General features: G+C 55.3%; 17 protein-coding genes. 8 read left to right on the top strand and 9 right to left on the bottom strand.

The window, feature by feature from the left end:
* Positions 1 to 4: 4 nt before the first annotated feature.
* Together Poly59_RS09895 and Poly59_RS09890 are read left to right on the top strand one after the other, a co-directional pair.
* Positions 5 to 1,369 (top strand): cytochrome c, encoded by a 1,365-nt coding sequence (locus Poly59_RS09895; protein ID WP_146533897.1) that lies wholly within the window; start codon positions 5 to 7, stop codon positions 1,367 to 1,369.
* A gap of 141 nt (positions 1,370 to 1,510) precedes the next feature.
* A complete protein-coding gene (locus Poly59_RS09890; RefSeq protein WP_146533896.1) occupies positions 1,511 to 3,199 on the top strand; it encodes a glutamine--tRNA ligase/YqeY domain fusion protein in 1,689 nt (562 codons plus the stop codon).
* Between the two features lie 127 nt (positions 3,200 to 3,326).
* Here Poly59_RS09890 and recA read toward each other — a convergent pair whose 3' ends face one another.
* A complete protein-coding gene (recA, locus tag Poly59_RS09885; RefSeq protein ID WP_146533895.1) occupies positions 3,327 to 4,448 on the bottom strand; it encodes a recombinase RecA in 1,122 nt (373 codons plus the stop codon).
* A gap of 177 nt (positions 4,449 to 4,625) precedes the next feature.
* Positions 4,626 to 5,216 carry a hypothetical protein gene (locus Poly59_RS09880; RefSeq protein WP_146533894.1) on the bottom strand — a complete coding sequence of 197 codons (591 nt, stop codon included), beginning with the start codon at positions 5,214 to 5,216 and terminating at the stop codon, positions 4,626 to 4,628.
* 211 nt (positions 5,217 to 5,427) lie between these two features.
* On the opposite strand from Poly59_RS09880, the gene Poly59_RS09875 reads away from it, so the two are divergent.
* Complete coding sequence (locus tag Poly59_RS09875) at positions 5,428 to 5,850, top strand: hypothetical protein (protein WP_246151525.1); 423 nt, start codon at positions 5,428 to 5,430, stop codon at positions 5,848 to 5,850.
* Positions 5,851 to 5,869: 19 nt separating this feature from the next.
* Here the strand turns inward: Poly59_RS09875 and Poly59_RS09870 are convergent, their stop codons facing one another.
* Positions 5,870 to 6,685, bottom strand: a complete 816-nt coding sequence (locus Poly59_RS09870; RefSeq protein WP_146533893.1) for a sugar phosphate isomerase/epimerase family protein — start codon at positions 6,683 to 6,685, stop codon at positions 5,870 to 5,872.
* A gap of 95 nt (positions 6,686 to 6,780) precedes the next feature.
* Complete coding sequence (locus Poly59_RS09865) at positions 6,781 to 10,830, bottom strand: hypothetical protein (protein ID WP_146533892.1); 4,050 nt, start codon at positions 10,828 to 10,830, stop codon at positions 6,781 to 6,783.
* A 97-nt stretch (positions 10,831 to 10,927) separates the two neighbouring features.
* Here Poly59_RS09865 and Poly59_RS29325 point away from each other — a divergent pair, with 97 nt between their 5' ends.
* Positions 10,928 to 11,233, top strand: coding sequence for a hypothetical protein (locus Poly59_RS29325; RefSeq protein ID WP_186776135.1), 306 nt, complete (start codon positions 10,928 to 10,930; stop codon positions 11,231 to 11,233).
* A gap of 49 nt (positions 11,234 to 11,282) precedes the next feature.
* Here Poly59_RS29325 and ettA read toward each other — a convergent pair whose 3' ends face one another.
* Both ettA and guaA read right to left on the bottom strand, forming a co-directional pair.
* Positions 11,283 to 12,968, bottom strand: coding sequence for an energy-dependent translational throttle protein EttA (gene ettA, locus Poly59_RS09855; protein WP_146533890.1), 1,686 nt, complete (start codon positions 12,966 to 12,968; stop codon positions 11,283 to 11,285).
* A 120-nt stretch (positions 12,969 to 13,088) separates the two neighbouring features.
* Positions 13,089 to 14,684, bottom strand: a complete 1,596-nt coding sequence (gene guaA / locus Poly59_RS09850) for a glutamine-hydrolyzing GMP synthase (protein ID WP_146533889.1) — start codon at positions 14,682 to 14,684, stop codon at positions 13,089 to 13,091.
* A 275-nt stretch (positions 14,685 to 14,959) separates the two neighbouring features.
* Here guaA and surE point away from each other — a divergent pair, with 275 nt between their 5' ends.
* The 3 genes from surE (at position 14,960) to Poly59_RS09835 (ending at position 19,587) form a co-directional block, all read left to right on the top strand.
* Positions 14,960 to 15,721 carry a 5'/3'-nucleotidase SurE gene (gene surE, locus Poly59_RS09845; protein ID WP_146533888.1) on the top strand — a complete coding sequence of 254 codons (762 nt, stop codon included), beginning with the start codon at positions 14,960 to 14,962 and terminating at the stop codon, positions 15,719 to 15,721.
* A 126-nt stretch (positions 15,722 to 15,847) separates the two neighbouring features.
* Positions 15,848 to 17,896, top strand: a complete 2,049-nt coding sequence (gene tkt, locus Poly59_RS09840) for a transketolase (RefSeq protein WP_186776134.1) — start codon at positions 15,848 to 15,850, stop codon at positions 17,894 to 17,896.
* Between the two features lie 239 nt (positions 17,897 to 18,135).
* A complete protein-coding gene (locus tag Poly59_RS09835; protein WP_146533887.1) occupies positions 18,136 to 19,587 on the top strand; it encodes a dicarboxylate/amino acid:cation symporter in 1,452 nt (483 codons plus the stop codon).
* Between the two features lie 16 nt (positions 19,588 to 19,603).
* Here Poly59_RS09835 and Poly59_RS09830 read toward each other — a convergent pair whose 3' ends face one another.
* Both Poly59_RS09830 and hemE read right to left on the bottom strand, forming a co-directional pair.
* On the bottom strand, positions 19,604 to 20,659 hold the full coding sequence (locus tag Poly59_RS09830) for a molybdopterin-binding domain-containing protein (protein ID WP_246151524.1): 1,056 nt from the start codon (positions 20,657 to 20,659) through the stop codon (positions 19,604 to 19,606).
* The gene (hemE, locus tag Poly59_RS09820) at positions 20,656 to 22,590 is read right to left on the bottom strand and encodes a uroporphyrinogen decarboxylase (RefSeq protein ID WP_146533884.1); all 1,935 of its coding nucleotides are present in this window, start codon (positions 22,588 to 22,590) and stop codon (positions 20,656 to 20,658) included. Before hemE ends, Poly59_RS09830 begins: the two co-directional genes overlap by 4 nt.
* 131 nt (positions 22,591 to 22,721) lie before the next feature.
* Here hemE and trmB point away from each other — a divergent pair, with 131 nt between their 5' ends.
* On the top strand, positions 22,722 to 23,369 hold the full coding sequence (gene trmB / locus Poly59_RS09815; protein WP_146533883.1) for a tRNA (guanosine(46)-N7)-methyltransferase TrmB: 648 nt from the start codon (positions 22,722 to 22,724) through the stop codon (positions 23,367 to 23,369).
* Between the two features lie 113 nt (positions 23,370 to 23,482).
* On the opposite strand, the gene Poly59_RS09810 is transcribed toward trmB, so the two are convergent.
* Entirely contained in the window at positions 23,483 to 25,624 is a 2,142-nt protein-coding gene (locus Poly59_RS09810) for a TolC family protein (RefSeq protein WP_246151523.1), read from the bottom strand.
* Between the last annotated feature and the right edge of the window lie 190 nt (positions 25,625 to 25,814).

Raw genomic sequence — 25,814 nt, 5'->3', positions numbered from 1 at the left:
AGCTATGAACGTATTTTGCAAGCGTTGGTCATCGCTGGCCGCCATTGTTGTTTCCGTCTGCGGAGTTTTCGGTTGCAGCAAGAGCACGGAAGTGCCACTCGCGTTTGAACCCAACCTGGTTCACACGATGAAGTATCAAATCCAAAAAGACGTTTCGATGGATCAGGCGTCGCATGATGCGTTTTGGTTGGCGACGACCATGTTCGGAACTCCGATGGACCCCAAGCTTCCTAGTTTGGTGGCCGAAGACGAAGACTTAGCATCGTTGGTGTCGATCGAAAACCTGACTCGGGCATCTGGACCGGCCACCGCCGAAGGTCGCGGGCTGTTCCAAAAGCACTGTGTGGTTTGCCACGGCGTTTCAGGTGACGGGCGTGGGCCGACCGGCGCGATCCAAATGCCGTACCCGCGTGACTATCGCATGGGCGTGTTCAAGTTCAAGTCAACTCCGCGTGGTGTAAAGCCGACCAAGAACGATCTTGCAAAGCTGATTCGTAATGGCATCGGCGGCACGGCAATGGTGAAGATTCCTGAACTGACCGACGACGATATCGACGCACTGGTGGACTACGTCATTTACCTATCATGGCGAGGCGAGTTGGAACGTCAGGCGATTGATGGAGCGATGTTTGATGGAATCATTGAAGACGGCGGCCGGATCATCAACACCGAATTCGCCGACAAGATTCGCAGTGACGAGTCACTGAAGAAGTCGATGGAGGAAGCTGCTGATGTGGACGAAGAGTCGTTGTCCGAAGATGTCAAAGCTCAGTTGGCGTTGTACGAACAGTACGAGGATGACTGGGGCTACGCCGAAGAATACGTCGCTGACATTGCTGACGCATGGTTGGAAGCGGATGATGAGGTGTTGGAAGTTCCTGAGCCACCGCCGGGTTTGCCGCTGGCCGAAAACTATCAGGACGTTGTTAACTTTTCGCACGGTGATCAAGCCGCGGCGTTCAAGGCATCGGTCGAACGCGGCCAACAGTTGTTCGTCGGTAAATTGGCCGCGTGTAACAAATGCCACGGTGACAATGGTCTCGGAAATGGCCAAACGACCGACTACGACGATTGGACCAAAGACTGGACGACGCGAGTCGGGCTTAAACCCGAGGATCGCGCAGCTTTGATTCCGATGATGGCTCGTGGAGCCTTCGAGCCTCGTAATGCGTTGCCTCGGAACTTTGCTGAAGGCACTTTCCGTGGCGGAGCGTCGTCCGAGGAGCTGTTTCGCCGAATCACCCAAGGCATCGACGGGACTCCCATGCCGGCCGTCACGTTCGTCGACGGCGAATTTGAACAAGAAGACGTTTGGAATCTAATCAATTTCATCCGAACGCTACAAACGCCCGAATCGGCGGCGATGTAATTGGCTTTGCCTGCTTTCAGACGCGCTGCCGAAGCCCCGACCGCGGATTGAAGCGTGTCGGCCTTCTTCGGCTGGGCGTTAAACGGTTGATTCGCTAATCTTGGGGAGTTCCTCAATGACCGAATCACCGAAGCGAACCTGATGACCGATACTCCCGAAGTCCGCGAATCCAAGAACTTTATCGAACAAGCCGTCGAGGCCGACTTGGCGTCGGGACGGTTCGAAGGAGTCTTTACGCGTTTCCCGCCCGAGCCCAATGGCTATCTGCATATCGGGCACGCAAAAAGTATTTGCCTGAACTTTGGTCTGGCAAAGACCTACGGCGGCACCTGCAATCTGCGTTTCGACGACACGAATCCCGTCAAAGAGGATGTCGAGTATGTCGAGTCGATCATGGAAGATATTCGCTGGCTCGGCTTCGAATGGGATAGCCTGCACTACGCCAGCGACTATTTCGACCAGCTCTACACATGGGCCGAAAAGCTGATCACCGAAGGCCATGCCTATATCTGCGATCTGTCGGCAGAGGAAACTCGCGAGTACCGCGGTTCGCTAACCGCGCCGGGACGAAATAGTCCCCACCGTGACCGATCTGTCGAAGAAAATCTGAAACTTTTTCGTGGCATGAGAGACGGCGAATACCCCGATGGCGCTCGGACGCTGCGTGCAAAGATCGATATGGCGTCGCCGAATATCAACATGCGTGATCCGGTGATGTATCGCATCCTGCGCGCAACGCACCATCGCACCGCCGACAAATGGTGCATCTATCCCACCTATGACTGGACGCACGGTCAAAGCGATTCGATCGAAGGTATCTCGTTTTCAATCTGTACGCTTGAGTTCGAAAATCATCGCCCACTTTACAACTGGTACTGCGAAAAGCTTGGGATTCACAATCCGCGACAAATCGAGTTCGCAAAATTGAAGCTCAGCACGCTGATGATGGGCAAGCGTCACATGCTGCGCATGGTCAAGGAAGGATTTGTCAGTGGCTGGGATGACCCACGCATGCCGACGATTCGCGGTTATCGTCGTCGTGGTTATACGCCGGAATCGCTCCGTAGTTTTTGTGCGGACATTGGGATCGCAAAGTTCCCCGGAACGATCGATGTCGTCCGTTTAGAGAACGCGGTTCGCGATCATTTGAATGAAGCCGCATCGCGACGGATGGCGGTGCTGGATCCGTTGAAGTTGACGATCACGAACTGGCCTGATGGTCATGTTGAGATGACCGAAGCGACAAACAATCCACAAGATCCGTCATCGGGTAGTCGGCAATTGGCGTTCTCGGGTTCAATGTGGATCGAGCAAGAAGATTTTCGCGAAGAAGCGCCGCGTAAGTTCTTTCGGTTGAAAAAAGGCGGCGCGGTTCGGTTGCGGGCTGGGTACATCGTAGATTGTCATGACGTTGTAAAAGACGCTGACGGAAAGGTGGTCGAAGTGCTGTGTACGTACGATCCTGAATCAAAGTCAGGCGAAGACACATCGGGTCGTAAAGTCAAAGGCACGATTCACTGGGTTGACGCCACTCACAGCAAAGAAGTCGAAGTCCGTTTATATGACCGTTTGTTTACGGTCGAAGACCCCAGCGTATGCGAAGAGGGGCAAACGTTCGTCGATCACTTGAATCCGGATTCGCTGACGGTGATCAAAGCACACGTCGAACCGGAATTAGCCGAGGCACCGATTGGTGAACGAGTTCAGTTCGAGCGACTCGGGTACTTCATCGTTGACCAAGACAGCACGCCCAATACTCGTGTCTTCAACCGCATCGTCACGCTGCGAGATACATGGGGCAAGATGGAAGCAAAGGGAAAGACAGAGTAGCCAGAGCGTCGGGCGGGCTGTTCTCTTCCTGGTGAAAAGTTGAGAACGCGAGACGTGATAAAAAGTGAGGGCGGGCGTTTCTCCAAACGCCCGCCCTCGCCGTCCTTGATTTTTTCGAAGCTGAAACTTAGCTATTGCTTAGTTCGGCTTCGCTTAATTCTTCGCTGTCATCAGCGGCGCCACTTTCTGGTTCAAGTGGTCCAGCGTACCCGCCAGCTTCCAATACTTTCTGTTTGATCTCTTCTGCGATTTCCGTATTTTCGATCAGGAAGTTACGCGCCTTTTCCTTACCTTGGCCCAAGTAAGTTTCGCCGTACTTGAACCACGAACCACTACGGTCGACTACCTTATGGGTTGCGCCCAAGTCGAGCAAGTCACCTTCGTAACTGATTCCGTTGGTGTGCATCATATCGAACTCGGCGATGCGGAATGGCGGTGCGACTTTGTTCTTAACAATTTTCGCTTTCACGCGTTGGCCAACTTGTTCTTCACCGTCTTTGAGTGCACCAATGCGTCGAACATCGATTCGGCAGGAGCAGTAAAATTTCAGCGCGCGACCACCCGGAGTCGTTTCGGGACTGCCGAACATGACACCGATTTTTTCGCGAATTTGGTTGATGAAGATCACGGTGCACTTGCTCTTCGAGATCGCACCGGTCAGCTTCCGCATTGATTGGCTCATCAAGCGAGCTTGCAGACCAACGTGGCTGTCGCCAATTTCGCCTTCAAGTTCTTTTCGTGGTACCAATGCCGCGACTGAGTCGATGATGATGACGTCGACCGCGTTGCTCTTGACCAGCATTTCGCAGATTTGCATCGCTTCTTCGCCGCAACTCGGTTGGCTGACCAACAGCGTGTCCAAATCGACGCCAAGCTTTTTCGCCCAACTAGGATCGAACGCGTGTTCAGCGTCGATGATCGCAGCGATACCGCCTGTCTTTTGAGCTTCTGCACCGATGTGAAGAGCCAGCGTTGTTTTACCGCTCGATTCGGGGCCGAACACTTCGATCATCCGGCCACGTGGGACCCCTTGGCCGCCTAGTGCCATGTCGAGCGACAGGCTGCCGGTGCGGATGCCTTCGATATCCAGGTGATGCGAAGCGCCAAGCGGCATGATCGCACCGTCGCCGAAGGCCTTGTCGATTTGATCGAGCGTTGTCTTCAGCCCTGGCTCACGTGCCAGAATTTCTTTGAGAGCTGGATCGATCTTGGGTTTTCCCGATGCTGCGGTTTTCTTTTTGGCTGCCATTTTCCTAGTCCCTTATCCCGAAAAGTTGGAAATTTGCCACCGATGGAGTTGGACAAGCGGCCAAGCGATCAGTGAACGTGTATATAGTACCGGTTGTTCAGACGCTGGGCAACTCAAAGTGATGACGTTTCCTTTGCTGAACACTATTAGTATCTGATATCGCCGTGACACGTTTGGTCACGGAGCTGTGTTTCGCCAAGGAATTTCATTGTCAGGGGGCAACGGCAACTGTCCGTGATTGGTGATTCGATCGAGCTCTTTGTACCGAATTTCGACCAGCTCACTGATCTCGTCGAACATCTTCCTGACTGTGTCTTCGACGATTTTGTCAACGTCGGCTTCTCGGATTCGAATGCCCGGTTGGATTGGTCGCTGAATCACGGAGGTGTCTTTTAGTCGGCTGCGAAACAGTTTTTCAATGCGTGGATCGGTTGAAATCTCAACGTGGTCAAATTCATGCCGAACCAATTGATTGTCCCAGAAACCGTCTGCATCCGGGCGGTTTTCAAACCAAATGACGTGGCTGGTCTGCCAACGTACGTCCTTAAACCGGACTCGGATGACGATTTGGCTGCCGCGGACGCGCCAATCGGACTGGCTGCGAAAATGGTAGATCAGCCGGTATCGCGTTTCGCCGGTGATTCGCGGTCCATCGGCTGATTCGCGTGATGGTGGTCGGGTGCCGGATTCAAAGGTGACGTTGCCCAGTTTGATCCACGCCGCGATTTTTTCGGGGGGCTGCGGCAGCGACGAGACCTTGATCGGCATGATCTCGGTGGATTGCGCATCAGATTTTTGGGCGTCCGTGAAAAGAACCGCCGCTAATAGCACGAGAAGGCCTCGATAGCCTGCCAGCGGTCTAGATCGGTCTTTACACCTCGCGGACGCCAGTGATAACGGTAGAACGTCTAAAGCGTTTTCGCGACGACTTCGGGCAGAAAACTGTTTCGTTCGATGCACTCGGCTAAGAGAGAAGACGATGGGATTGTGGATGTCCATGGCGTCACTTTTGTTGATCGGAATCACACCCGGTTCGGATGCGGATTCGTCGGCATCGGTGCAGCAAACAGTTGACTTGATTGAACTGAACCACTTTGTCGATGACGAGGGACGCGAAGTCTTTCGCCAACTCGTTTTCTATGATTGGTCGAAAACTCATCGGCGGTTTCACGTCCGAGCCTGGCGATTGGTCAAACATGACAACCAATTGCCGACACGACATTGGAGCCCCGACCGTCATCAGTGTAGGTGGTATGACGGCGGTTTGCTAAGGCAAGTGTCGGCTCCGCACATGCGAGAAACGTGGACCCAGCAAGATCCCGAGCGTGTCAATCGAAAGTTGCTGCCCGAGGACGAGCGTGTGCCTCTGTTTGAGCCACGGATCACTGCAAAGCCAGAATGATCGAACGAAAAAACGGTCTCTACGACTTGACCGATCCCATCATGCGATCGAAAAAGTTTTTGGTGTGGTCCAAGATGTCGTTATAAGGAATTGACTCGACATCTTCGCCGATCAGTTCGACTTCCATCGGTCCATCGTAACCGTGTTTAGCGAGCGTTTCGAAGATCGTTTGCAGCGGCACCGAACCTTCGCCAAGCAAGCAACGATTCATTTCACCTATCGGCGAATGCTTGCCGTCGCCAAACTGAACCAAGTGTAGGTGTGGAATCACGTCGGGAAGCCACCCCATCACTTCTTCGTCCATTCCGACATGATAGGTGTCTAGCACTAAGCCTAAGTTCGGGCTTGCAACGCGTTCAATGATGTCGAGTGTGGATTGCAGATCGTTGACAAACGACCATTCGTCTCCGCATCCAGGGTGAATCGGTTCGATCGACAAACGAACGCCAAAGTCTTCGGCGACTGCTGCAATTTCGTGAAGCGCATCGCAAAATGTTCGCTTGACATGAGTTCGGATATGGTTGTTTCGTCCACCAGCAAGCACGACCAGCGAGTCAGCTCGCAAATTCGCAGCATCGTGCACCGCAGCGATGGCATCGAGAACGGCGTCGTCAAATGCGCGTCCGTCGCTGCCGGTGAAACCGCCGACCCAAGAAAGCGATGTGACTGATAGAGCCGCGTCTGCGAGCAATTCGATGGTTCGGTCGAGTCCAAAGTCGTCGAGCTTTGGTCGCCATATTCCGATTCCTGTGAATCCTCTTGCTGCATAGGCGGCAGCATCCTCTTCGAAGCTCCAACGCAAGGTTGATAGCTGATTGATGGCAAGCGTGTTCATCCGTGGGCTTGGTCTCAGCGAAGAGGTGAGTGTCGATCGTTAGGCTGCGGCAGTATCCGCAGCCGAGCCGAAAATGTAAAGACTGATCACGCCGATCACTTCATGTGCGGCAGTCGTCGGCCCTGGTTTTTTGCAGCATTCAATTGCTCGTTCAGTTGGTCGATCGTAACGGGAACAATCGCGATCGTCACCAGGGACTGAGGATCAATTTCGCTGCACGCATTTCGTTTTGCTAGCTGTTCGACTTCTTCTTCGAGCGAGTTCAGCCAAGCAGGAACATCTAGCCCGACGCCGGTTGGATGGCGCGTCAGTAATTCGGTTTCTTGTTCAAGCAATTCAAATGCACCGTTGGATTCGCCAAGCTCGGCTTCGTGCATCGCCGGACCCACCAGTGCTCGCATTCGATCGATCGTCATCGGTTGAACGAATCGTTCCGAGATGCGGTCAGCCACCGTCGGCATTCGCATTGCGTAGGTTTGTTGCAGTTGACGCATCTTGCTGATGTAGATGTCCGCTTCGCTGCCGATCCGATCGTTCAGGCTCTCTCGCCACAGCACGGCCGCATCGTCGAGCCCACTGCGAACTAGAACTTCATGCGCCCACATGACGGGCTTTAAATTCCATGCGATTCGTTCATAGCGAACTCGCAGACGCAAAAAGTCCAAGAACATGTAGACCAAGTCACCACGATCGCTTTGTGTCGTCGTGCTGTTGTAGTCCAGGTACTCGGCGTGGTGATCGATCAGCGTTTCGTAAACCAGCGTAATCGGTCGCTCGACGTCTTTGATTTGCACGACGCCGTTTTCGAGGTCTTTGAACAGTTGCGTTTCGCTGAAGTGCGTTTCGCCTTCTTCGAGTGCACGCTGCAGCCATGCACCGACGCCCTGATGCAAAATTGCACGAACGTTGCCGAGTTGTAAAAACGTTTGGGTGAAGATCGGGTCGCCGTACTTTTTGATGAACGCGACTAACGATTCCCATTTTCGAGCATCGGCAACCGATTCAAGCGGCGACAATCGGAGCGTTTGGCTGTGTGCAAGCCAGCTCGCCAGCATCGTTTCGGTCAATCGTTCCAACAGCGGGATCAGTGTTTCTGCAATCTCGCGTTCGCTTTGTTTCGATTTTTGCTCGGCGCCGTCCACACTATGCCGAGTCGATTCGACTAGCGATGCAACCAGCGAACGGAATCCCGTTTGGAACAGTCCGTCAAATTCAGTGACTGCGCCGACGCCGATTGGATTTTGCTGTTCCATTTCTCGGGCCGTTTCGATCAAGCGGCACGTTTCCGTGATCAGCCCACGGCGAGGCAGCCAGTGCATCAAGTGACGCAGCACACGTTGACGCAAGCGGGCGACGTAGATTTTAACGGGATCGCCACCGCGCGACAGAGGAATGTAAAGCAAGTTCTTGTCGCGAATCGCTTCGACAAAATTTGGGAACAACGCTTGTGCTTTTGCTTGGTCGCTGGCGATCAATGCCGCGTACATGTGGACAGCCTGTGCGTCGTCGGCTGCCATCGCTTCATCGGGGTTGTCGCAGGTTAGGTCCGCACCATCAGCGATTGCAGATATTGCGCCGCTGATCAGTCGCCGCGCATCCGACATCTCAACGGCCGTTCCGATGATGCGTTCCATCAACGAATCTCGCAGCACTCGTCGCCGGTCGTAGGAACGCATCGAGTCCTTGTCACTGCCAGCCGGTGCGATGCTGAACCCGCGAACGGCGTCTAGCATTTCGAGCAAGCCGACGCGATTTTCGCGTGCTCGTTTTGCCCAGCCCTGCAGCGATTCCCAACGCCGTTTCAGGTCGTCTGAATTGTGATCGGTGACGGCAACGTCGGCCGCGACGGACCACATGCGAGCTAATGATTGTAGGAAATCGAGATGCTCGACCAATCGTTTCGTTTCGGCCTCCAGCTCATCGCCACTGCTTTCGTCGCCAAATTCATGGATCGCGCCGTCGATACCATCATCGGTGGTGTCACGATACGTCATGCCCTCGTAAGCGGCGTCGAACAAGCCGTCTTCCTCAGCGTCGTCGCCTTCCATGGCGGTCAGTTCGACATCCCAGTCGCGACGACGTGGTTTGGTTTTCCCCAGACTGAAACGCGGCGCCGACCAATACTCTTCCGCATTGGCTTCTAAGTAATCAAAGAACTTTCGGACCAGCGGCCAAACGCCAGCCGTGTCGCCGGAATCGATTTGGTCAATCGACGGCTCACCGTAAGCGCGTTTTGTGATGGTCGAGCTGCGCAGTTTCAATAGCCATCGTTCGGACAAGCGAGGCAGTGAGCTTGCGCCGGATCGCAATCCGACTTGATCGACATTGCTTAGCCAGTGGACCAACAAGGCCATTGCCGGCACAAAGTCTTCGCGTTCAAGCAGGGCTTGAATGACAAGCGAATACGCTCGAGGCGAATCGAATAGGTCGGCATGCGGCGCCCAGAACTTGACGTCGCCCGCAGCGGCGCCGCCCTTGTGCCACAAGCGAAGTGCTTGGGCGACTAGTTTTGCCGAGTCGTACGATTCAAGCGGGTCGGTTGCGTCAATCGAATCGACCGTGTGTGCGGCATAGCTTCGCCACCACTCTGCGATCTCACGATAGCAGCGTTCCATCTGGTCAAATACGACTTCGTTGTTCTGGGCCGCTGCTTCGCTCCAAACTCTCGCGATGTAGCCGAACAATTGCTCGGTCAGATAAATCAGGTTGTCAACGCGAGAGTCATGTACGCCGCTCTCGGGGCCTGGGTACAAGCTGAAATTCGCGCCGAAACCCAGGATGTCCCAAGGATCAATCAGCGCACCGCAATCGATGCCTCGCTTGATCATGTCAAAAGTGATCTCGGGGATCTTTACCGCTTCGGTCAATTCGCCCGCTCGCAGTTGTCTTAGTCCCAGCGTCATCAAACAATCGATTCGGCACATCATCCGAGCCGATGCCGCAGCGACTGTATCGGTTTGGCGTTTGGCGGCGTCGGGGTAACCCATTCGCGCGTACAGGCGAGCCAGGCCGACGTGCTGCAGTTGTGCCGCACGTCGCTCGGCAAGTGCTGCGTTTAAGTGTTGGCGAACCGCACCAAAGGGTTGGCGGCGAAGCTGTTGTTCTTCGGCCAATCGTTTGCCGTGCTTGCCTTTGATTTGCGATAGCCGGCCGGCGTAGTAGTCGTCGCGATAGGCCGCGATCGGCTTCATCAGCGAACCAAGCGTGATATCGCTGGTGTACGCGCCGGGGCCCCATCCGCTGATTCCGGACGCCATCAAGATCGTACCGGCCAGGACCGTCGCCGCTTCGGCCATCAACTCGTCGCGGTTTGCATCAGGTTCGTCCGCTAATCGGTGCAGCAGTGCGTCAAGGGTCACTTGTCGAACGATAAAGCGATCGTAGTACCCATCGCCGTCGATCGATCGTTCGTCCCATCCACCAAAGTGATAGTTGGGACGTCGATTGACGGGGTGATCAAAATCGTAGGCGCGTGGATCCAGTGAAAGTTCAAGCATTCGGTTGGGATCAAACGATGCAGCACGCAGCACCGACGGATCGGTTGAATTCAAGGCCTCGATCGCTAGCTGAATGATCTCGCGATAAGGCCCCGCCGAAACGCCGGCACCCGCCATGTAAAGCGGTACCGGGCAAATGAACTCGTGCCGATAAGGGTGGCACTGTCTGTTTTCCAGCATTGCGATCGGACGGTATCCGACAAAGTCATCCAGTCGATCGATTGCCGAAGCCACGATGGACTTGTCATCGCCGTCGATGCCGACTGACAGAATTGCGTCGGCAGCGCGCGACATGAAGAACCCATTGAAAATCAGCTCGGGCTCTTGATGGAACAGCAGATCACGATGAAAGTCCAGGTATTCCGGCAACAGGTCGCTCCACAGCAACTTGATCACTCGAGTCGCTTGATGCGCATCGCGAAACGCCGATTGTTCTTTCGCAAGTCGAGTGACAGTATTCGAAAGCCAGTCCTGCACGACCAGCCAAGCAGGTAACCCTGATAGCGGATCACCTTGCGTCGCGGCATCGTAGACCAGGTTCCATGCCTTTCGAGTCGACGCATCCGAGGTACCTGAAGCAAAGTTCAGGTACCCAGCCAGCCGGCGCAGTGCATCGCAAAGGATTTCAGGTGGCTCGGTGGTCGGCATCTTGCAGTGGGACCTGCGGGACGGAGAGACTTGGCTGTGAAGCAAACGTCGCGGAAGCGGCGATTACTTTTTCGCTTTCTTCTTTATTGATTTCTTCTTGGTCGCCACGTTCTTCACCTTGGCTTTTGCCTTCGGTGCCGTCTTGGCGGTGGCTACCTTCTTCGTGGCCGTTGCTTTCTTTGCCGGCTTCTTCTTGGTGGCCGTTGCGGTCTTCTTCACCGACGTCACCTTGACCGACTTCTTTTGGCTTTTAGCCGCTTTCTTTTTTGTCGCTGTCGCTTTGGAAGCCGACTTCTTTGCCGACTTGCCACCGAACGCGGCATCCCATCCGTCGGAATATGCGCCGTTAGTTCCTACTCGAAGAATCGTCATTGATTTCTATTGGGTGCTGAGGAAAAATTAGATGAAAGGGTATGCTGATTCTCGTCCGATCCGCGGACGATAGTTAAACGTTAGCTAGCGTGAATGCTCTTGTAACGTGACTTAACGATCGCTTCTTCGTCTTCAGGGTCGAGTCCCATTCGCTCGCGAAGGTTTCGTTCGTAAGTGTCGAAGTTGCCTTCGCACCAGGTTAGTTTTCCGTCGCCTTCGAACGCCAGGATATGCGTCGCCAAGCGATCCAGGAACCAGCGGTCGTGCGACGTCACGACGACGCAGCCCGCAAAGTTGGCAATCGCTTCTTCGAGCGATCGCAGCGTGTCGACGTCCAAGTCATTGGTCGGTTCGTCAAGCAATAGGACGTTGCAACCGCTTCGCAGCAGCTTGGCCAGGTGAACGCGGTTGCGTTCACCACCGGACAGGATGCCGACTTTCTTTTCTTGGTCTGGGCCTTTGAAGTTAAACTTCGAAACATACGAACGCGCGTTGACGTTGCGGCCGCCCAGAACGATTGTTTCTGTTCCGCCGCTGATTTCTTGGAATACTGTTTTTTCAGGATCCAGCGAATCGCGGCTTTGATCGACATAGCCAAGGTCGACAGTGTCGCCAACTTTGAACGAACCGGCATCTGGTTCCTCTTGGCCGGTCAGCATTTTGAATAGCGTCGTTTTGCCGGCACCGTTCGGGCCGATCACGCCGACGATTCCGCCCGGCGGCAAACGGAAGTTCAGCTTTTCCATCAACACGCGGTCGCCATAGCCCTTCTTGATGTCCTTGGCCTCGATGACCAAATCGCCCAAGTGACGGCCCGACGGAATCTGGATTTCCAGTTCTGCGTTCAGTTCGTCGAACTTTTGTGCTGACATTTCTTCGTAGGCTTTGATCCGCGCCTTGCTCTTAGTTTGCCGAGCCTTGGGGCTCATGCGAATCCATTCCAATTCGCGCGACAGCATGCGGTCACGAGCTTTGGCTTGCCGTTTTTCGATTTGAGTTCGCTTCTCGCGAGCTTCCAGCCAAGCGGTGTAATTGCCTTCGAACGGGATGCCCTTGCCGCGGTCAATTTCCAGGATCCACTGAGCAACGTTGTCCAAGAAGTAACGGTCGTGCGTGACCGCGACGACGGTGCCGGGGTACTTAGCCAAATGTTGTTCCAGCCACGAAACGCTTTCGGCGTCCAAGTGGTTGGTCGGTTCGTCGAGCAGCAACAAATCGGGCTGGCGAATCAACAATTGGCAAAGTGCAATGCGGCGTTTTTCGCCACCAGACAGATTCTTGACACTGGCATCGCCCGGCGGCAAGTTCATGACCGCCATCGACATTTCGACGTGACGATCAAGTTCCCAAAGGTTGGCTGCGTCGATCGTGTCTTGTAGCGTTGCCATCTCGTCGCAGAGCTTCGTCATCTGTTTGTCATCAGTGACGTCGCCCAGCATAACGCTGATTTCATTATAGCGATCTAGGATCGCTTGACGCTCGGCGACAGCGATCTGGACGTTCTCGAAAACCGTTTTGGTTTCATCGAGTGGCGGTTCTTGTTCCAAGTAGCCAACGGTCGCACCGGCAGCCAATCGAGCCGAACCTTCGAACTCGGTATCCTTGCCCGCCATGATTTTCATCAAGGTCGATTTTCCCGCGCCGTTGGGCCCGAGCACGCCAATCTTCGCACCTGGATAAAACGCCAGCCACACGTCATCCAGCACTACTCTTGTGCCATGCTTTTTGACGAGGTTTTCGACTTGATAGATGTATTGTTTTGACATGAACGCAAAATTGAAAAGTGTGAGGTACTGGGCGTTTAGGAAAGGGACGAGGCGGCTTGATCCGGTGTTTTTTTAGGAGGTTTGCATTCGCCTCGCACTAAAAAAACGAACTCAGATCAATCATTCCCATTCGATCGTTGCGGGGGGTTTGCTGCTGATGTCATAGCAAACTCGGTTCACTCCTTTGACTTCATTGATGATTCGCGAACTCATGCGAGCCAACAAGTCGTAAGGCAGGCGACTCCAATCCGCCGTCATAAAATCGTTTGTGTCAACGCTGCGAATGGCAACCGCGTTCTCGTAGGTCCGGGCATCGCCCATCACGCCGACACTTTGGACGGGCAACAGTACGACAAATGACTGGCTGGTTTCGCGATACAAGCCCGCGTTCTCGATCTCTTCGATCACGATTGCGTCGGCTTCTCGCAGCACCACCAACTTGTCTCGCGTTACTTCGCCCAAACAGCGAACAGCCAATCCCGGTCCCGGGAAAGGATGACGCCAGACCAGCGATTCCGGTAGTCCTAATTCCAGTCCGAGCCGGCGAACTTCGTCTTTGAACAGATCACGCAGCGGCTCGATCAGTTCGAAACCAAGCTCGGCTGGAAGTCCGCCGACGTTGTGGTGCAGCTTGATGGTGGCGGCTGGTCCGTCCGGGTCGGCGCCGCTTTCGATCACGTCGGGGTAAAGCGTGCCTTGGGCCAGAAAGTGAGCGTCTTTGATGTTGATCGCTTCTGCCTTGAAGCAGTCGATGAAGTCGCTGCCGATCCGGCGACGCTTTTCCTGAGGCTCCGTCACGCCGGCCAGCGACGCCAAAAAACGGTCCTCGGCTTCGACGACTCGCAGGTCCGCCTTGAAGTGGTTGGTGAATTCGTCGATCACCAGTTTCTGTTCGTTTTTGCGAAGCAGTCCATTGTCGACCAAGATGCACGACAACTGTGGTCCGATCGCTTTGTACAACAGTGCCGCCACGACGGACGAATCGACTCCGCCCGATAGGCCGCAGATGACTCGGCGATCGCCGACTTGCTTGCGGACACTTTCGATCACTGCGTCGGCAAAGTCGCCAAGCTTCCAAGTCGGTTCGCATTTGCAAACACCGACCACAAAGTTTTCAAGCAACATGCCGCCGAGCGGCGTATGTGTGACTTCGGGGTGGAATTGAATGCCGAACACAGGCAACGTGCGGTGGCGGATCGCGGCGTAGGGACAGGTCGGCGTTGATGCCAACGTGTCGAACGTGTCGCTGATCGAACTGACTTGATCGCCGTGGCTCATCCAAACATTGAGCTCGTCGGGCAGGTTGGCGAACAGTTCGTCGGGACGGCCGTCCGTACGAGCGACTTTACATTTCGCCGGGCCGTATTCACGTGATGGTGTGTTGTCGACTTTTCCGCCGAGCGCCTCGCAAGTCAACTGCATGCCGTAGCAAATGCCGAGTACGGGAATACCGAGCTTGAACAGATCTGGATCGCACTTCGGAGCCCCTTCGGCGTAAACGCTCGATGGTCCGCCCGACAGAATAATGCCTTTGGGAGCCAGTTCTGCCAATCGCTCGGCGGTGATGTCGTGACGCAGGATTTGGCAGTAGACGTTCTGGTCCCGAACTCGCCGGGCAATCAGTTGGGCGTATTGCGATCCGAAGTCGAGAACAACGATGCGTTGGCCCGTCAGGTCTTCGGGCAAGTCAACGGGCACGGATTCGATTTTGGTCATGGCACCGGAGTCTTTGGCATCTGGAGTCGCGGGATCGAATCACGGAGTGTAGAAAATGCGGGTGAATTGCTAAAGGGGCTGATGCCGTAACCCGACGAGCCCCACCCGGTTTCTGTTGACACTGCCGCGGTTTAATCTTCTGAAACCCGCTCGAAACCGACTGCGGGATTTTCTGGCCTGCTTGGATGCCGTCGGTGCGGAAGGAGTTTTGCAGCGTGGCGGCGGCAAGCAGTTCGACTAGCAACCCGACCGATCTATGACCGAAGGACGAACTGATGCGAATTTTGCTGACCAACGACGATGGAGTGTTTGCGCCAGGGCTGGCAGCCCTCGAACAGCAGCTCCGGCAACTTGGCGAGGTTGTGATCGTGGCTCCGGCGACTGAGCAGTCGGGCGTTGGGCATGCGATCACTTTTTTGACACCGCTGACGTGCAAGTCGATTCATCGCGACGGGCGTCACTGGGCCTGGGCAGTGGACGGGTCGCCAGCGGACTGTGTGAAGCTGGCGATTGCTGAACTGTTGAAAGACAATCCTGTCGATATCGTCGTTTCAGGAATCAATAGCGGCCTGAATTCGGGCATCAATGTGCTTTACAGCGGTACTGTCGCGGCGGCGATTGAGGGGGCATTCTTCGGTGTAACCAGCGTTGCCGTATCACTTGAATACGATGAAGACGCCGATTTTGCTGCGGCTGCCGTGATTGCTCGTAATGTTGTTGGCGGCATCATCGAGCGGCCGGAATCGAAGGGACGGCTGTTCAATCTGAATGTCCCGACGGCTGCGACGCTGGCACCAAAAGACGTCAATGTCGTGCCGATGGGGTTGGCCCAATACGGACGCAGTTATGAAAAACGAAATGATCCGCAGGGGCGGCCGTATTACTGGGCATTGTGGTCCGAGCCCGAAACAGCCCCGCCCGAAAATGCCGACGTCAGCCAATTGCGGGCCGGCAATTGCACCCTGACGCCGCTGCAATTTGACTTGACCGAGCGAAAATTGCTGGAATCGATGCAAACATGGACTTTGAAAGGGTGAGTTCGATCTGACGCCCTGACGGGTCGCCGTTGTTGAGGTTTCCCCGTCTCCCCTTTCGATTTCGGGGATTTCTCATTAACCTTCTGCCAATATCTTTCCTCCTATTTCGCTTGAGTGAGCCTGCTGATGAGTGCCAAATCGAACGACATCCAGAACCTTGCCGTCGACACCATTCGCGCCCTCAGCATGGACGCGGTCCAAACGGCCAACAGCGGTCACCCTGGCACGCCAATGGCTTTGGCGCCGATCGCCTATCAGTTGTTCAACCATGAAATGCAATACGACCCGGCCCAACCACATTGGCCCGGCCGCGATCGTTTCGTTTTGTCATGCGGTCACGCTTCGATGCTGCTCTACAGCACGCTGTACCTGACCGGTGTGAAAGCTGTCGATAAAAAAACTGGCAAGCCGACCAGTGCCCCCTCGATCACGCTGGATGACATCAAGACTTTCCGTCAAATCGGCAGCGTTTGTGCGGGCCACCCTGAATTCGAAGAAGCTGCCGGCATCGAAACCACGACCGGGCCGCTCGGTGCCGGGCTAAGTAATAGCGTCGGAATGGCGATGGCCGAAAAGTGGTTGGCGGCGAACTACAACACCGCCGATTTGACGCTGTTCGATTACAACGTCTTCGCCCTATGCAGTGACGGTGACATGATGGAAGGCGTGGCTTGCGAAGCCGCTTCAGTCGCCGGGCACTTGAAACTGGATAACTTATGTTGGTTGTACGACGACAACAGCATCACGATCGAAGGCGATACTGATCTCGCATTTAGCGAAGACATGGGCACCAAGTTCAAGGGTCTGGGCTGGAACGTGTTGCAAGTCGACGACGCTAACGACTTGGACGCGCTTAACAAAGCAGTGGCAAAGTTCAAAGCTTGCAAAGACAAGCCGACGCTGATCATCGTCAAGAGCATCATCGGATACGGCGCTCCGAACAAGCAAAATACTCACAACGCTCACGGTGCACCGCTGGGCTGGGACGAAGTCGCATTAGCGAAAGCTTCTTACGGATTGCCCGCTGACGAAAAATTCTACGTTCCCGATGGAGTGATGCAGCACTTTGCCGACAATATTGGTGCAAACGGTGCGAAATCTTACGCCAAATGGAGCGACGTTTGGTCGAAGTATCAGTCGGCTGAACCGACCAAGGCGGGCGAGCTGAAATCGATCTTCGCAGGCGAATTGCCAGACGGTTGGGACAAGGACATCCCTGTCTTTGAAGCCAGCGAAAAGGGCGATGCGACTCGCAATAGCGGCGGTAAAGTGCTGAACTCGATCGCCAAAAACATCCCATTCATGATCGGTGGTTCGGCTGACCTGGCACCTAGCAACAAGTCGGATCTGACCTTTGATGGTGCCGGCGAATTTCTGCCTGGCAAGTACGCCGGTCGCAATCTGCACTTCGGTATCCGCGAACACGCGATGGCCGGTATCACCAACGGTTTGTCGTTGTCGGGCTTGAAGTCGTACTGTGCGACGTTCTTTGTCTTTACCGATTACATGCGTGGCGCGATGCGATTGGCAAGCATCATGCATCGGCCGGTGATCTACATCCTGACTCACGATTCGATCGGTGTCGGCGAAGACGGACCAACTCACCAACCGGTCGAGCACCTGACCGCCTGCCGCGCAATTCCCGGCATGATGGTGTTCCGCCCTGGTGACGCCAACGAAGTGGCCGAGTGCTATCGCAAGGCGATGACGCTGACTCGTAATCCATCGGCGTTTGTTCTGTCGCGTCAAAATATGCCGACTCTTGATCGCACCAAGTACGCTGCTGCGTCGGGTTGTGCAAAGGGCGGCTACGTCTTGGAAGACTGCGACGGCACGCCAGATGTGATTCTGATGGGTAGCGGTAGCGAGCTTTGCATGTGCGTCGAAGCCGCTGAAACGCTGAAGAAAGAAGGCAAGAAGGTTCGTATTGTCAGCATGCCGTGCATGGACTTGTTCGCCGATCAGACTCAGGCCTATCGCGATGAAGTATTGCCGCCGGCGGTAACCAATCGCGTCGCGATCGAAGCCGGTATCCGAATGAGTTGGGATCGTTGGATCGGTTCAAACGGCAAGTTTGTTGGCATGAGCGGCTATGGTGCCAGTGGCCCGTTTGATCAAGTCTACGCTCACTTTGGCATCAACGCCGCGGCGGTCGTCAAAGCTGCCAAGGCTTAGGGATCGTACGGAAAACAGTTTGGGGTTTGACCCTGCCGCAAGCGGGAGTGTGATTTCGAGCTCGCGAATGCCGTAGTTAATGCCAGACGAGTCCATCGTCGCTTTTGGGTTCAGTGGCTTTGAGTGATGAATGCGTTGGCATGCCGGTCAGGCCCTGACCGACAAGGCTTCGCAAGCTGTCGAGTTGAAAACCATGCAGCACCCTGTCAGGGCCTGGCGGGGCTACAAAAAGCACTACCATGTCGCGTCTTGCTCTGCACTGGCAAATCCTGATTGGCATGATTGCCGGCACTCTTTTGGGTGTCGGGCTGAATTTGGGAGCATCAACGCGAAGCATTTCGCTACAGGCGGATCTGCCCGCCGGAGTCCAGTCGGTTTCGATCGAAGACACTGCTGATCAAACGACGATCCAGTACGTCGACAAAGCGGGCGACTCGGTCCAGCGAATCGTCAATCCGCTTGCGAAAGGCGACAGCACTTTCCGAACGATCGACGAACTGGCAAAGACGGATGCAGTCGCCGCCGATCTCTATCATTCGTACGGCCAAAGCACCGCCAAAAAATGGGGCGGTTGGTTCAAGAAGCTTGGCGGGTTGTTTTTGCGGATGCTGCAAATGGTGGCTGTGCCACTGATCATCACGTCATTGTTGACGGGCATCTTGGGACTCGGCGGCGCTGATGGTGTGGGGCGAATGTTCCGACGGACGATTCTGTATTACCTCGCCACCAGTATGCTTGCGATCACTACGGGTTTGGTCGTCGTTAACATTGTTCGCCCCGGTTTGACGGGCAACGCTATCGCTGCGAATCGGGTCGAGGCGAAGGAAGCGGCTTCGTTGGGTGAGATTCTGTTTCAGCAACTCGAAGCCATGATCCCGTCGAATCCCATTGGCGCACTGGTCGAGCCAAATTTCTTGTCGATCATCGCGTTCACGATCGCGTTCGGTTTGTTCACGTTGTCAGTCGGCGGTGCCACCGGCCAACGGGTCGAAAACGCAGCCAAGGCAGGTTTCGATGTAATGATGGCGATGACCACCGCAATCATTAAATTGGCACCTGCCGGCGTGTTTTTCTTGATCGCGTATGTCACCGCGACACAGGGGGCCGGCGTGTTCAAGTCGCTCGGTTGGTATGTGCTTGCGGTCACGATCGCGTTGGCCATTCACGCCTGCATCACGTTGCCGCTGATCTTAAAGTTCGTTGCCAAGCAAAGTCCGATTGCGTTTGCCAAAGCTATGACGCCGGCGTTGCTGACCGCGTTCAGCAGTGCTAGCAGCAACGGCACGCTGCCGCTAACGATGTCGAGCGTCGAGAACCGCGCTGGCATTAGCAACGAGACGGGATCATTCGTGTTGCCACTTGGTGCAACGATCAATATGGACGGCACCGCGCTGTATGAAGCGATCGCCGTGCTGTTCATTGCACAGTTGCACTACGGCCAGAACCTACCGCTGACCCAGCAAATCATCGTTGCGATTACAGCGCTGTTGGCCAGTGTGGGGGCCGCTGGCATTCCGCATGCCGGCTTGGTGATGATGGTGATCATCTTGCAAGCGGTTGGATTGCCAGTTGAAATGCAGGGCATCATTCTGGCGGTTGACCGAGTGTTGGATATGGCCCGAACCAGCGTCAACGTGTGGAGCGATTCCTGCGGTTGTGCGGTGGTCGAACGACTTGAAAACGGGAAGTAAATTCGGCGTTAAAGTCTTAGCGTTGCTGTTTACCAACGGCTTCGAGCGGCAAAGTTACCGTTCCGTCGCCACGAATGACGGCATCGTCAAAGTCGATTCCAGGGATCGGCGCGACAACATATGATTCAGCGAGTTCAGTGCCCGGATCGATGCCGCCGATTTGCAGCTTGGCCGGATAAGTCGCCGAGTTCGCGTCGCCGATGCGCAGGTCCACAGGCCCCGAAGTCGGTTTGAGCCGCTCATTCGTTTGCCAGCCGACGACTGATCGCAGTGTCGCTGCCGGATCGATCGCAAGCAATACTGCACGCTGCGATCCAGACTTCGTTTCGCGATTCCGGTCGATCACCCACTTCACAAGCAGTTCTGCTGTTGCGATTTCTTCGCCCGGTAAGAATGCGCTCGATCCAATCACGATTGCCAAGTACTTTGCCGACGCGATCGATTGGGCGTCAGGACCAATTGAAGTAGAGTTGTTTCGAACGGCAAAGATGCGATCGGCAAGCTCGTTTGCGCCAACGGTTGCGTCCGAAACAGGCTCGCATTCAAGCCGTTCCCAAATTCGCGGCATTTCCGTTTCGGGCGAGCCAATCGCCCAGACAACGTCGGCATGTTTCTTGACATCACCGAGTGTCGCCGAAATGTTTCCGTCTCGCGCGATCGTGCTTCGCATCGCTGCCATCGTCGGCGTTTGGTCGACGGTCAATTCAATGCGTCCGTCCCGCAGCAATCCGGCCAGCCATCGCGACTGCGATAGGGACGTAGCTGATACGGCGACGGTCGTCTTGTCAGCTTTGGCAATCAGTTGGTCTCGGATCGCCTCGACATCGGCGCGAGACGCCGCTTGGTCGCCGATTCTTGCCTGCACCGAACCGACCTGCACCGAACCGACCTGCACCGAACCGACCTGCACCGAACCGACCTGCACCGAACCGACCTGCACCGAACCGACCTGCGCAGCGGCGAAGTGTTTGTCCGCGATCTCGCATTGCCCATTCGTCAGGTTCTGCGAATCAAGCACGATGTCATCGCAATGCAGTGGACAAAACGGACAGACGGTCAGTGACTTGTTCACGACTTGGGTGGCTCGCGGCGTGACAGTTCTTTAACGGCTTCGACGCAGGCGATCGCGTGCTCGACCGGTGTTTCTTTCAAGACACCGTGACCGAGATTGAAAATGTGTCCCGGTCGATTGTCGGCCTGCTGAAGCACCTTCGCGACTTGAGCCCGGATGACATCGGGATTGGCCAGCAACACTGATGGGTCCATGTTCCCTTGGACGCTGCAGTCGTGCCCGATCCGTTGCCAGGCGGTGTCCAGACCGATTCGCCAGTCGACGCCGACGACCGTGCGACGGTCGCCGCGAAGCAGTGGTTGTAGTTCAGGGTTGCCGGTTGCAAAGTTGATCAGCGGAACACCGGGCGAGATGCCAGCGATGATCTGTTTCATCCAGGGCAGCACGAATTCGACGTAGTCCGCGGCGGACAAGCATCCGGCCCAACTATCGAACAACTGCACACATTGGGCACCGGCGTCGATCTGATGGTTCAAGTAAACCGTGATCGCGGCGGACAGTTTTTCCATCAACGCATTCCACGCGCCAATGTCGGTGCGCATCAGTTTCTTGGTGTTGGTGTACTGGCGACTGCCGCCGCCTTCGATAGCGTAGCTGGCCAAGGTGAATGGCGCGCCGGCGAATCCGATCAACGGAATCGATTCCGGCAAATCGGCCCGCGTTTGACGGACGGTTTCGTAGACAAAGTCCAGCGACTGGGGATCGTCGAGACCTTTGACGCGTGCCAGATCCGAGGCTTCGCGAACTGGGTTGTGAATCACCGGGCCATCGCCAGCGACAAATTCTAGGTCGAATCCCATTGGTACCAAAATTGGCAGCAGGTCCGAGAAAATGATTGCAGCGTCGACTTTCAGTCGGTCAACCGCCGTGCACATGATCTCGCTGCAAAGGGTCGGATTGGCACATAGTTCTAGGAAGGATTGTTTTGCGCGAACTTCACGGTACTCGGCCATGTAGCGTCCCGCTTGTCGCATCAACCAGACCGGCGTCCGCTCGGTTGATTCGCCGCGACAGGCTCGCATGAATAGGCTATTGTCGGACGGGTGATTCATCGGTTTGCTCCGGTAAGCAGGTGAACTTGCGAATAACCGACGCTTCGACGCCACCATCGCTTCGCAGCGGGCAGCGGATTCAATCACCAGGTGACCCATCTTCGGATGGCTGGGTTCGAAGTCGACGTGGATATCGCACTCTTCAAGCATTTGTGTGGTAGTTGGACCGATCGATGAAATGACCGTTCGGTGCAGTCCGCTGCGAAGGGCGTCGACCAAGTCTAATTGTTCGGCCATGCGCAGCATGTTGACAACTTGATGGGCACTGGTCAGCAGCAGCACTTCGCGCTGGCCAGCGGCAAGTGCTCGCACGTTGGCCTCTAGCGGTGCGACGTCTTCGGGAAACTCCCAGCCGTAAACTCGCAGTGGTTCGACGGTTGCGCCGCGAGCTTCCAGGCCTGCCACCAAGGACGGATTCGTGATGCCGTATTCTTGCAGTCCAACGACTTGGTTGGCGATCGGCACGTGTTGGTCAATCGTTTGCAGTAATTCTCGCCACGTGTTGGGTTCTGGGACCCGGTGAGTCGTTGTGATGCCGAATTCTTTCATCGCCGCGGCCGGTTTGGGGCCGCGACAGATTGTCGTCACGTCGGATAGTGATTCGAGAAAACGCTTTTGATCGACATGTCTCTCGATCGATTTGATCAGGTATCGAAATCCAACGCCGGTTGTCAGGATCACGATATTGATGTCGCCCGTCATCAAGCGATAGGCAAAATCGATCGCGCCCCGATTAGGCTCGATCGGCACCTCCCGCATCGAAGGGCTGACATGGTCCTTTCCGCCACTCCGTCGAATCATTCTCGCCAGGTCGGCTGCTCGGCGGCTTTCCAATGCAGCGATTCGCAGTCCGTTAAAATCAGCTTCGGCCTTAGGCATCGGGGGGCACGCGAGGTGTTTAGGGGATGTTCGGTTTAGCCCAGCATTGTAGGGAATCCTGGGAAAGTTACGATTGCAGGTTCAGCAGTCTCTTTTTTTGTGTTTTCAGCCCTTTTGACATCAGCATCCGCATGCCTCGCCACCAAATCCGTAGCCCCAAGTCGACCGTGGATTTATCGCCTGTGCTGCGTGACGTCGAAGAACTTCCGGATGAACTGAGCAGCCAATCGATGTTCGGAAACGATCTGCCGCTGGAGATCGAAGTCGGGTCAGGCAAGGGTTTATTCATTTCAGCAGAATCGTTGGCTCACCCCGAGCATAACTTCTTGGGCGTCGAGATCATTGGCAAGTACGCGTCGCATTCGGCCGGGCGTTTGATGAGGGGCGGAGTCGCAAACGCGATTATGATCAGTGGCAATGCCGAACCGTTGTTCGAGAAGAAGATTGCGGCCGCGAGCCTGGAGGCTGTCCATGTCTATTTCCCCGATCCTTGGTGGAAAAAGAAGCATCGCAAGCGACGGGTTGTCAATGAAACCAGTATTCGGAATTTCTCCAAAGCCCTGCGGGTGGGCGGTCGCTTCCATTTCTGGACGGACGTGCTGGACTACTTTGAACAGACGATCGAAATGATCGCCGAGATCGCCCCCGAATTTGGAGTTCCGATTCCCGAAGAAGAAGTCGAAGCGACTCACGATCTGGACTACCGAACTCACTTTGAACGTCGCAGCATCAAGCACCAAATCCCAGTCTACCGAGTTAGATACGAAAAGCGTTTCTGATTGATTGGTCAGTGATCAGTGTTGATGGATCAAAAAATAAACGCGAGCGAGTGAGTCCTTCCCGGGAAACACACTCGCTCGCGTTTTCTACATCGATCGTTAGATCGAACTGTTTACGGCGAAACCTTGAAGGCTTCGTCCATGTCGATGCTTGTCTTTTTCAAGAACGGCTCGACGACAACGGGTGCATCGTTGGACTGCGGAGTTTCGGGCTCCGGTTCGTTGGCAACTTGCAGCGAGGTTTCGGTTGATTCCGACAATAAGAGCTCGCCTGTGGACGATCCGTTGATGACGGCATTGGTGCTTTGCACGGCAGCCGGATCAAACGGGCCACTGGTTAGCGGAGTCGGTACGCTAACAGCCGACGGGTCTCGGCGTGGTTCTAGGAATCGGCCAGTCGTGTAGGCATCGGCCGCAGCACCGGCTGCCCATGGTCCTTCGGAGAGTTGGACTTGGTTGTAAGCCAGCAGTGATCCTTTTTGGCGATGGATGTCGCGGATGGCTAGGTTGTACGCGAACAGTGATCGATAGAATTCCGATTCGCTGCTAACGACTTGTCGTTGCGCCTGAAGCAAGAAGTTGATGTTGTCGTTCCCATCGCGGTAGCGGCGTCGCAGAACATCGACTTGGCGTAGGTCAGCTTGATATCGGTTGTAGTTCGTTTCAAGCAACTGATAGGTCAGCGAAATCTGTCGTGCGGCGTCGGACAAATCGTGGCTGATCCGCAGTTCGGTTTCATCCAAAATTGCTCGTTCGCGTTGCAGTCCCAGGCGGGCTTCACGGACCGCTAGGCTGGCTAGCCGAAGTCCAACTGGAAAGCTCAGCTCAATCCCGGCTTGGCCTTCTTGGTAGTTGCCGTCGGTAATCGATTGATAAAGGTTGTCGAAATTTTTATCGCCGGTACCGATCAAATCATCGCCCAATCCTCGCCAGCGGTACTGGGCCAAGAAGTCCAATCGCGGCCTTAAGTTTAGCTTCGCGGCAACGCATTCGAGTTCCAGTCGTTTAACGTTGAAACGCTGACGGCGAACTTCGACGCGGCGGTCCAGTGCTTGTCCAAGGGCACTTTCCCAGTCGAAAACGACACGAGCGTCGGTGGGATCCGTCGAGGGGCGAATCAAGCGTCCATCGGATGCCGTCATGCCAATCAGATAGCGAAGCCGTTGTTCCAGTGCGTACAGGCCTGTGGTGCCACCAAGCGAAGACTCGACTTGGGCTTGGAACTGATAGAACTGTGACCGGGCTTGGGCTTCTTCGTCACTTCGACCTGAACCGACTTCCAAACGAACCTGTTGGAACTGGAACGTTTGCTGAGCCGCTTCGCGGCCTTTGATGTTCGCATCAAGGATTCGGTATGCAGCAGCCAAGTCCCAATAGGCTTGTTCGACATCAGCTGCCAACTGGATCACAGACGCTTCGAAGTCGGCAAGCGAGACGTCTTCGTTGATGCGAGCGATCAGAACGCCGTTATAGACACCAGGCACGGTGGACGGACCAGCGATTCGGTTGAAGGTCGTGCCTGACCCTTGCAGCAACGGTTGACGCCACTCGGCTTCTAAAAATCCCGAATAGACGCTCGGGAATAGCAGCTGGGCAGCCGACGGGTCTTGCGTGCGGCCGTACTGGATCGCGTGACGCAGTGCGAATCGAGCACCGGTTGCCGTTTGCTTAGCAAGTTCGTTTGTGAACGTGGCGTTCTGGCTTTGCGAAAAGCCCGCGAATACCAGCGGTGGCCCGCCGCCGGTTCCCGGAATGGTAAACGATTGGCGGTTGGTCGGTTGGTCGACGTTGTTCCAAAACAGTTGCTGAGTGTACTGGGCGTCAAATGCCGACAGTGCCGCTTCGGTACCTTGGTTCACGCTCGCTGCGACCGTGCCTGGGTCGTAGACCGTGCTGACCGATTGAGGTGCGGTGACGATCGCGCCACCGATCGAGCGAAGCACAGGGCTTTGCTGGATCGACAACTGAATCGCTTGTTCAAGTGAAAGTTCGTACGCTGGAATCTTCGACGGATCTTCCAGTGCCAATGGCTCGGTGGCACCCTGCGCGGCCAACTTGGGCGACGTCGCGCACTCGGCAACTTGTGGGTACTCGATCCGCATGCCGTAGTTGTCGTGATAGGACGCTGTCTTATCGTGCGGTCCGTCGGGAAGTTTGTCGAGCTGGCGACAACCGCCGGTTGAGATCACACCCGTTGCGGCAATCAAGCCAGCTAGAAACGCACGCGAAATTCGCCGTCGTGATGAGCTACGCACAGACGATCTCGCTTTCTGCGAGAACTTCGTCGAAGTCGATTTCGATGAGAGTGGGTTAATTCGCATGAGTTCGTTGGGGATAGTTTTGAGTACATCGTCGTTCGATCTGGAAAAGCAACCAGAACAAAGCGGACGATCGCGTTGGCGAGAAATCTCGTTACTAGCGGTATCGGACGAACTTGCTGAACAA

The organism is Rubripirellula reticaptiva, assembly GCF_007860175.1.
GTDB classification, from domain to species: Bacteria; Planctomycetota; Planctomycetia; order Pirellulales; family Pirellulaceae; genus Rubripirellula; species Rubripirellula reticaptiva.
Note: the sequence above shows the minus strand (reverse complement) of the source record. Positions and strands in the feature narration are given on the sequence as shown.

Coding starts and splice junctions, on each gene's coding strand:
- guaA (WP_146533889.1), bottom strand. CDS start 14,684: ATGACCAAAATCGAATCCGTGCCCGTTGACTTGCCCGAAGACCTGACG.
- surE (WP_146533888.1), top strand. CDS start 14,960: ATGCGAATTTTGCTGACCAACGACGATGGAGTGTTTGCGCCAGGGCTG.
- trmB (WP_146533883.1), top strand. CDS start 22,722: ATGCCTCGCCACCAAATCCGTAGCCCCAAGTCGACCGTGGATTTATCG.
- hemE (WP_146533884.1), bottom strand. CDS start 22,590: ATGCCTAAGGCCGAAGCTGATTTTAACGGACTGCGAATCGCTGCATTG.
- Poly59_RS09865 (WP_146533892.1), bottom strand. CDS start 10,830: ATGCCGACCACCGAGCCACCTGAAATCCTTTGCGATGCACTGCGCCGG.
- Poly59_RS09895 (WP_146533897.1), top strand. CDS start 5: ATGAACGTATTTTGCAAGCGTTGGTCATCGCTGGCCGCCATTGTTGTT.
- Poly59_RS09880 (WP_146533894.1), bottom strand. CDS start 5,216: ATGCCGATCAAGGTCTCGTCGCTGCCGCAGCCCCCCGAAAAAATCGCG.
- Poly59_RS09870 (WP_146533893.1), bottom strand. CDS start 6,685: ATGAACACGCTTGCCATCAATCAGCTATCAACCTTGCGTTGGAGCTTC.
- ettA (WP_146533890.1), bottom strand. CDS start 12,968: ATGTCAAAACAATACATCTATCAAGTCGAAAACCTCGTCAAAAAGCAT.
- Poly59_RS09835 (WP_146533887.1), top strand. CDS start 18,136: ATGTCGCGTCTTGCTCTGCACTGGCAAATCCTGATTGGCATGATTGCC.
- tkt (WP_186776134.1), top strand. CDS start 15,848: ATGAGTGCCAAATCGAACGACATCCAGAACCTTGCCGTCGACACCATT.
- Poly59_RS09890 (WP_146533896.1), top strand. CDS start 1,511: ATGACCGATACTCCCGAAGTCCGCGAATCCAAGAACTTTATCGAACAA.
- Poly59_RS09875 (WP_246151525.1), top strand. CDS start 5,428: ATGGGATTGTGGATGTCCATGGCGTCACTTTTGTTGATCGGAATCACA.
- recA (WP_146533895.1), bottom strand. CDS start 4,448: ATGGCAGCCAAAAAGAAAACCGCAGCATCGGGAAAACCCAAGATCGAT.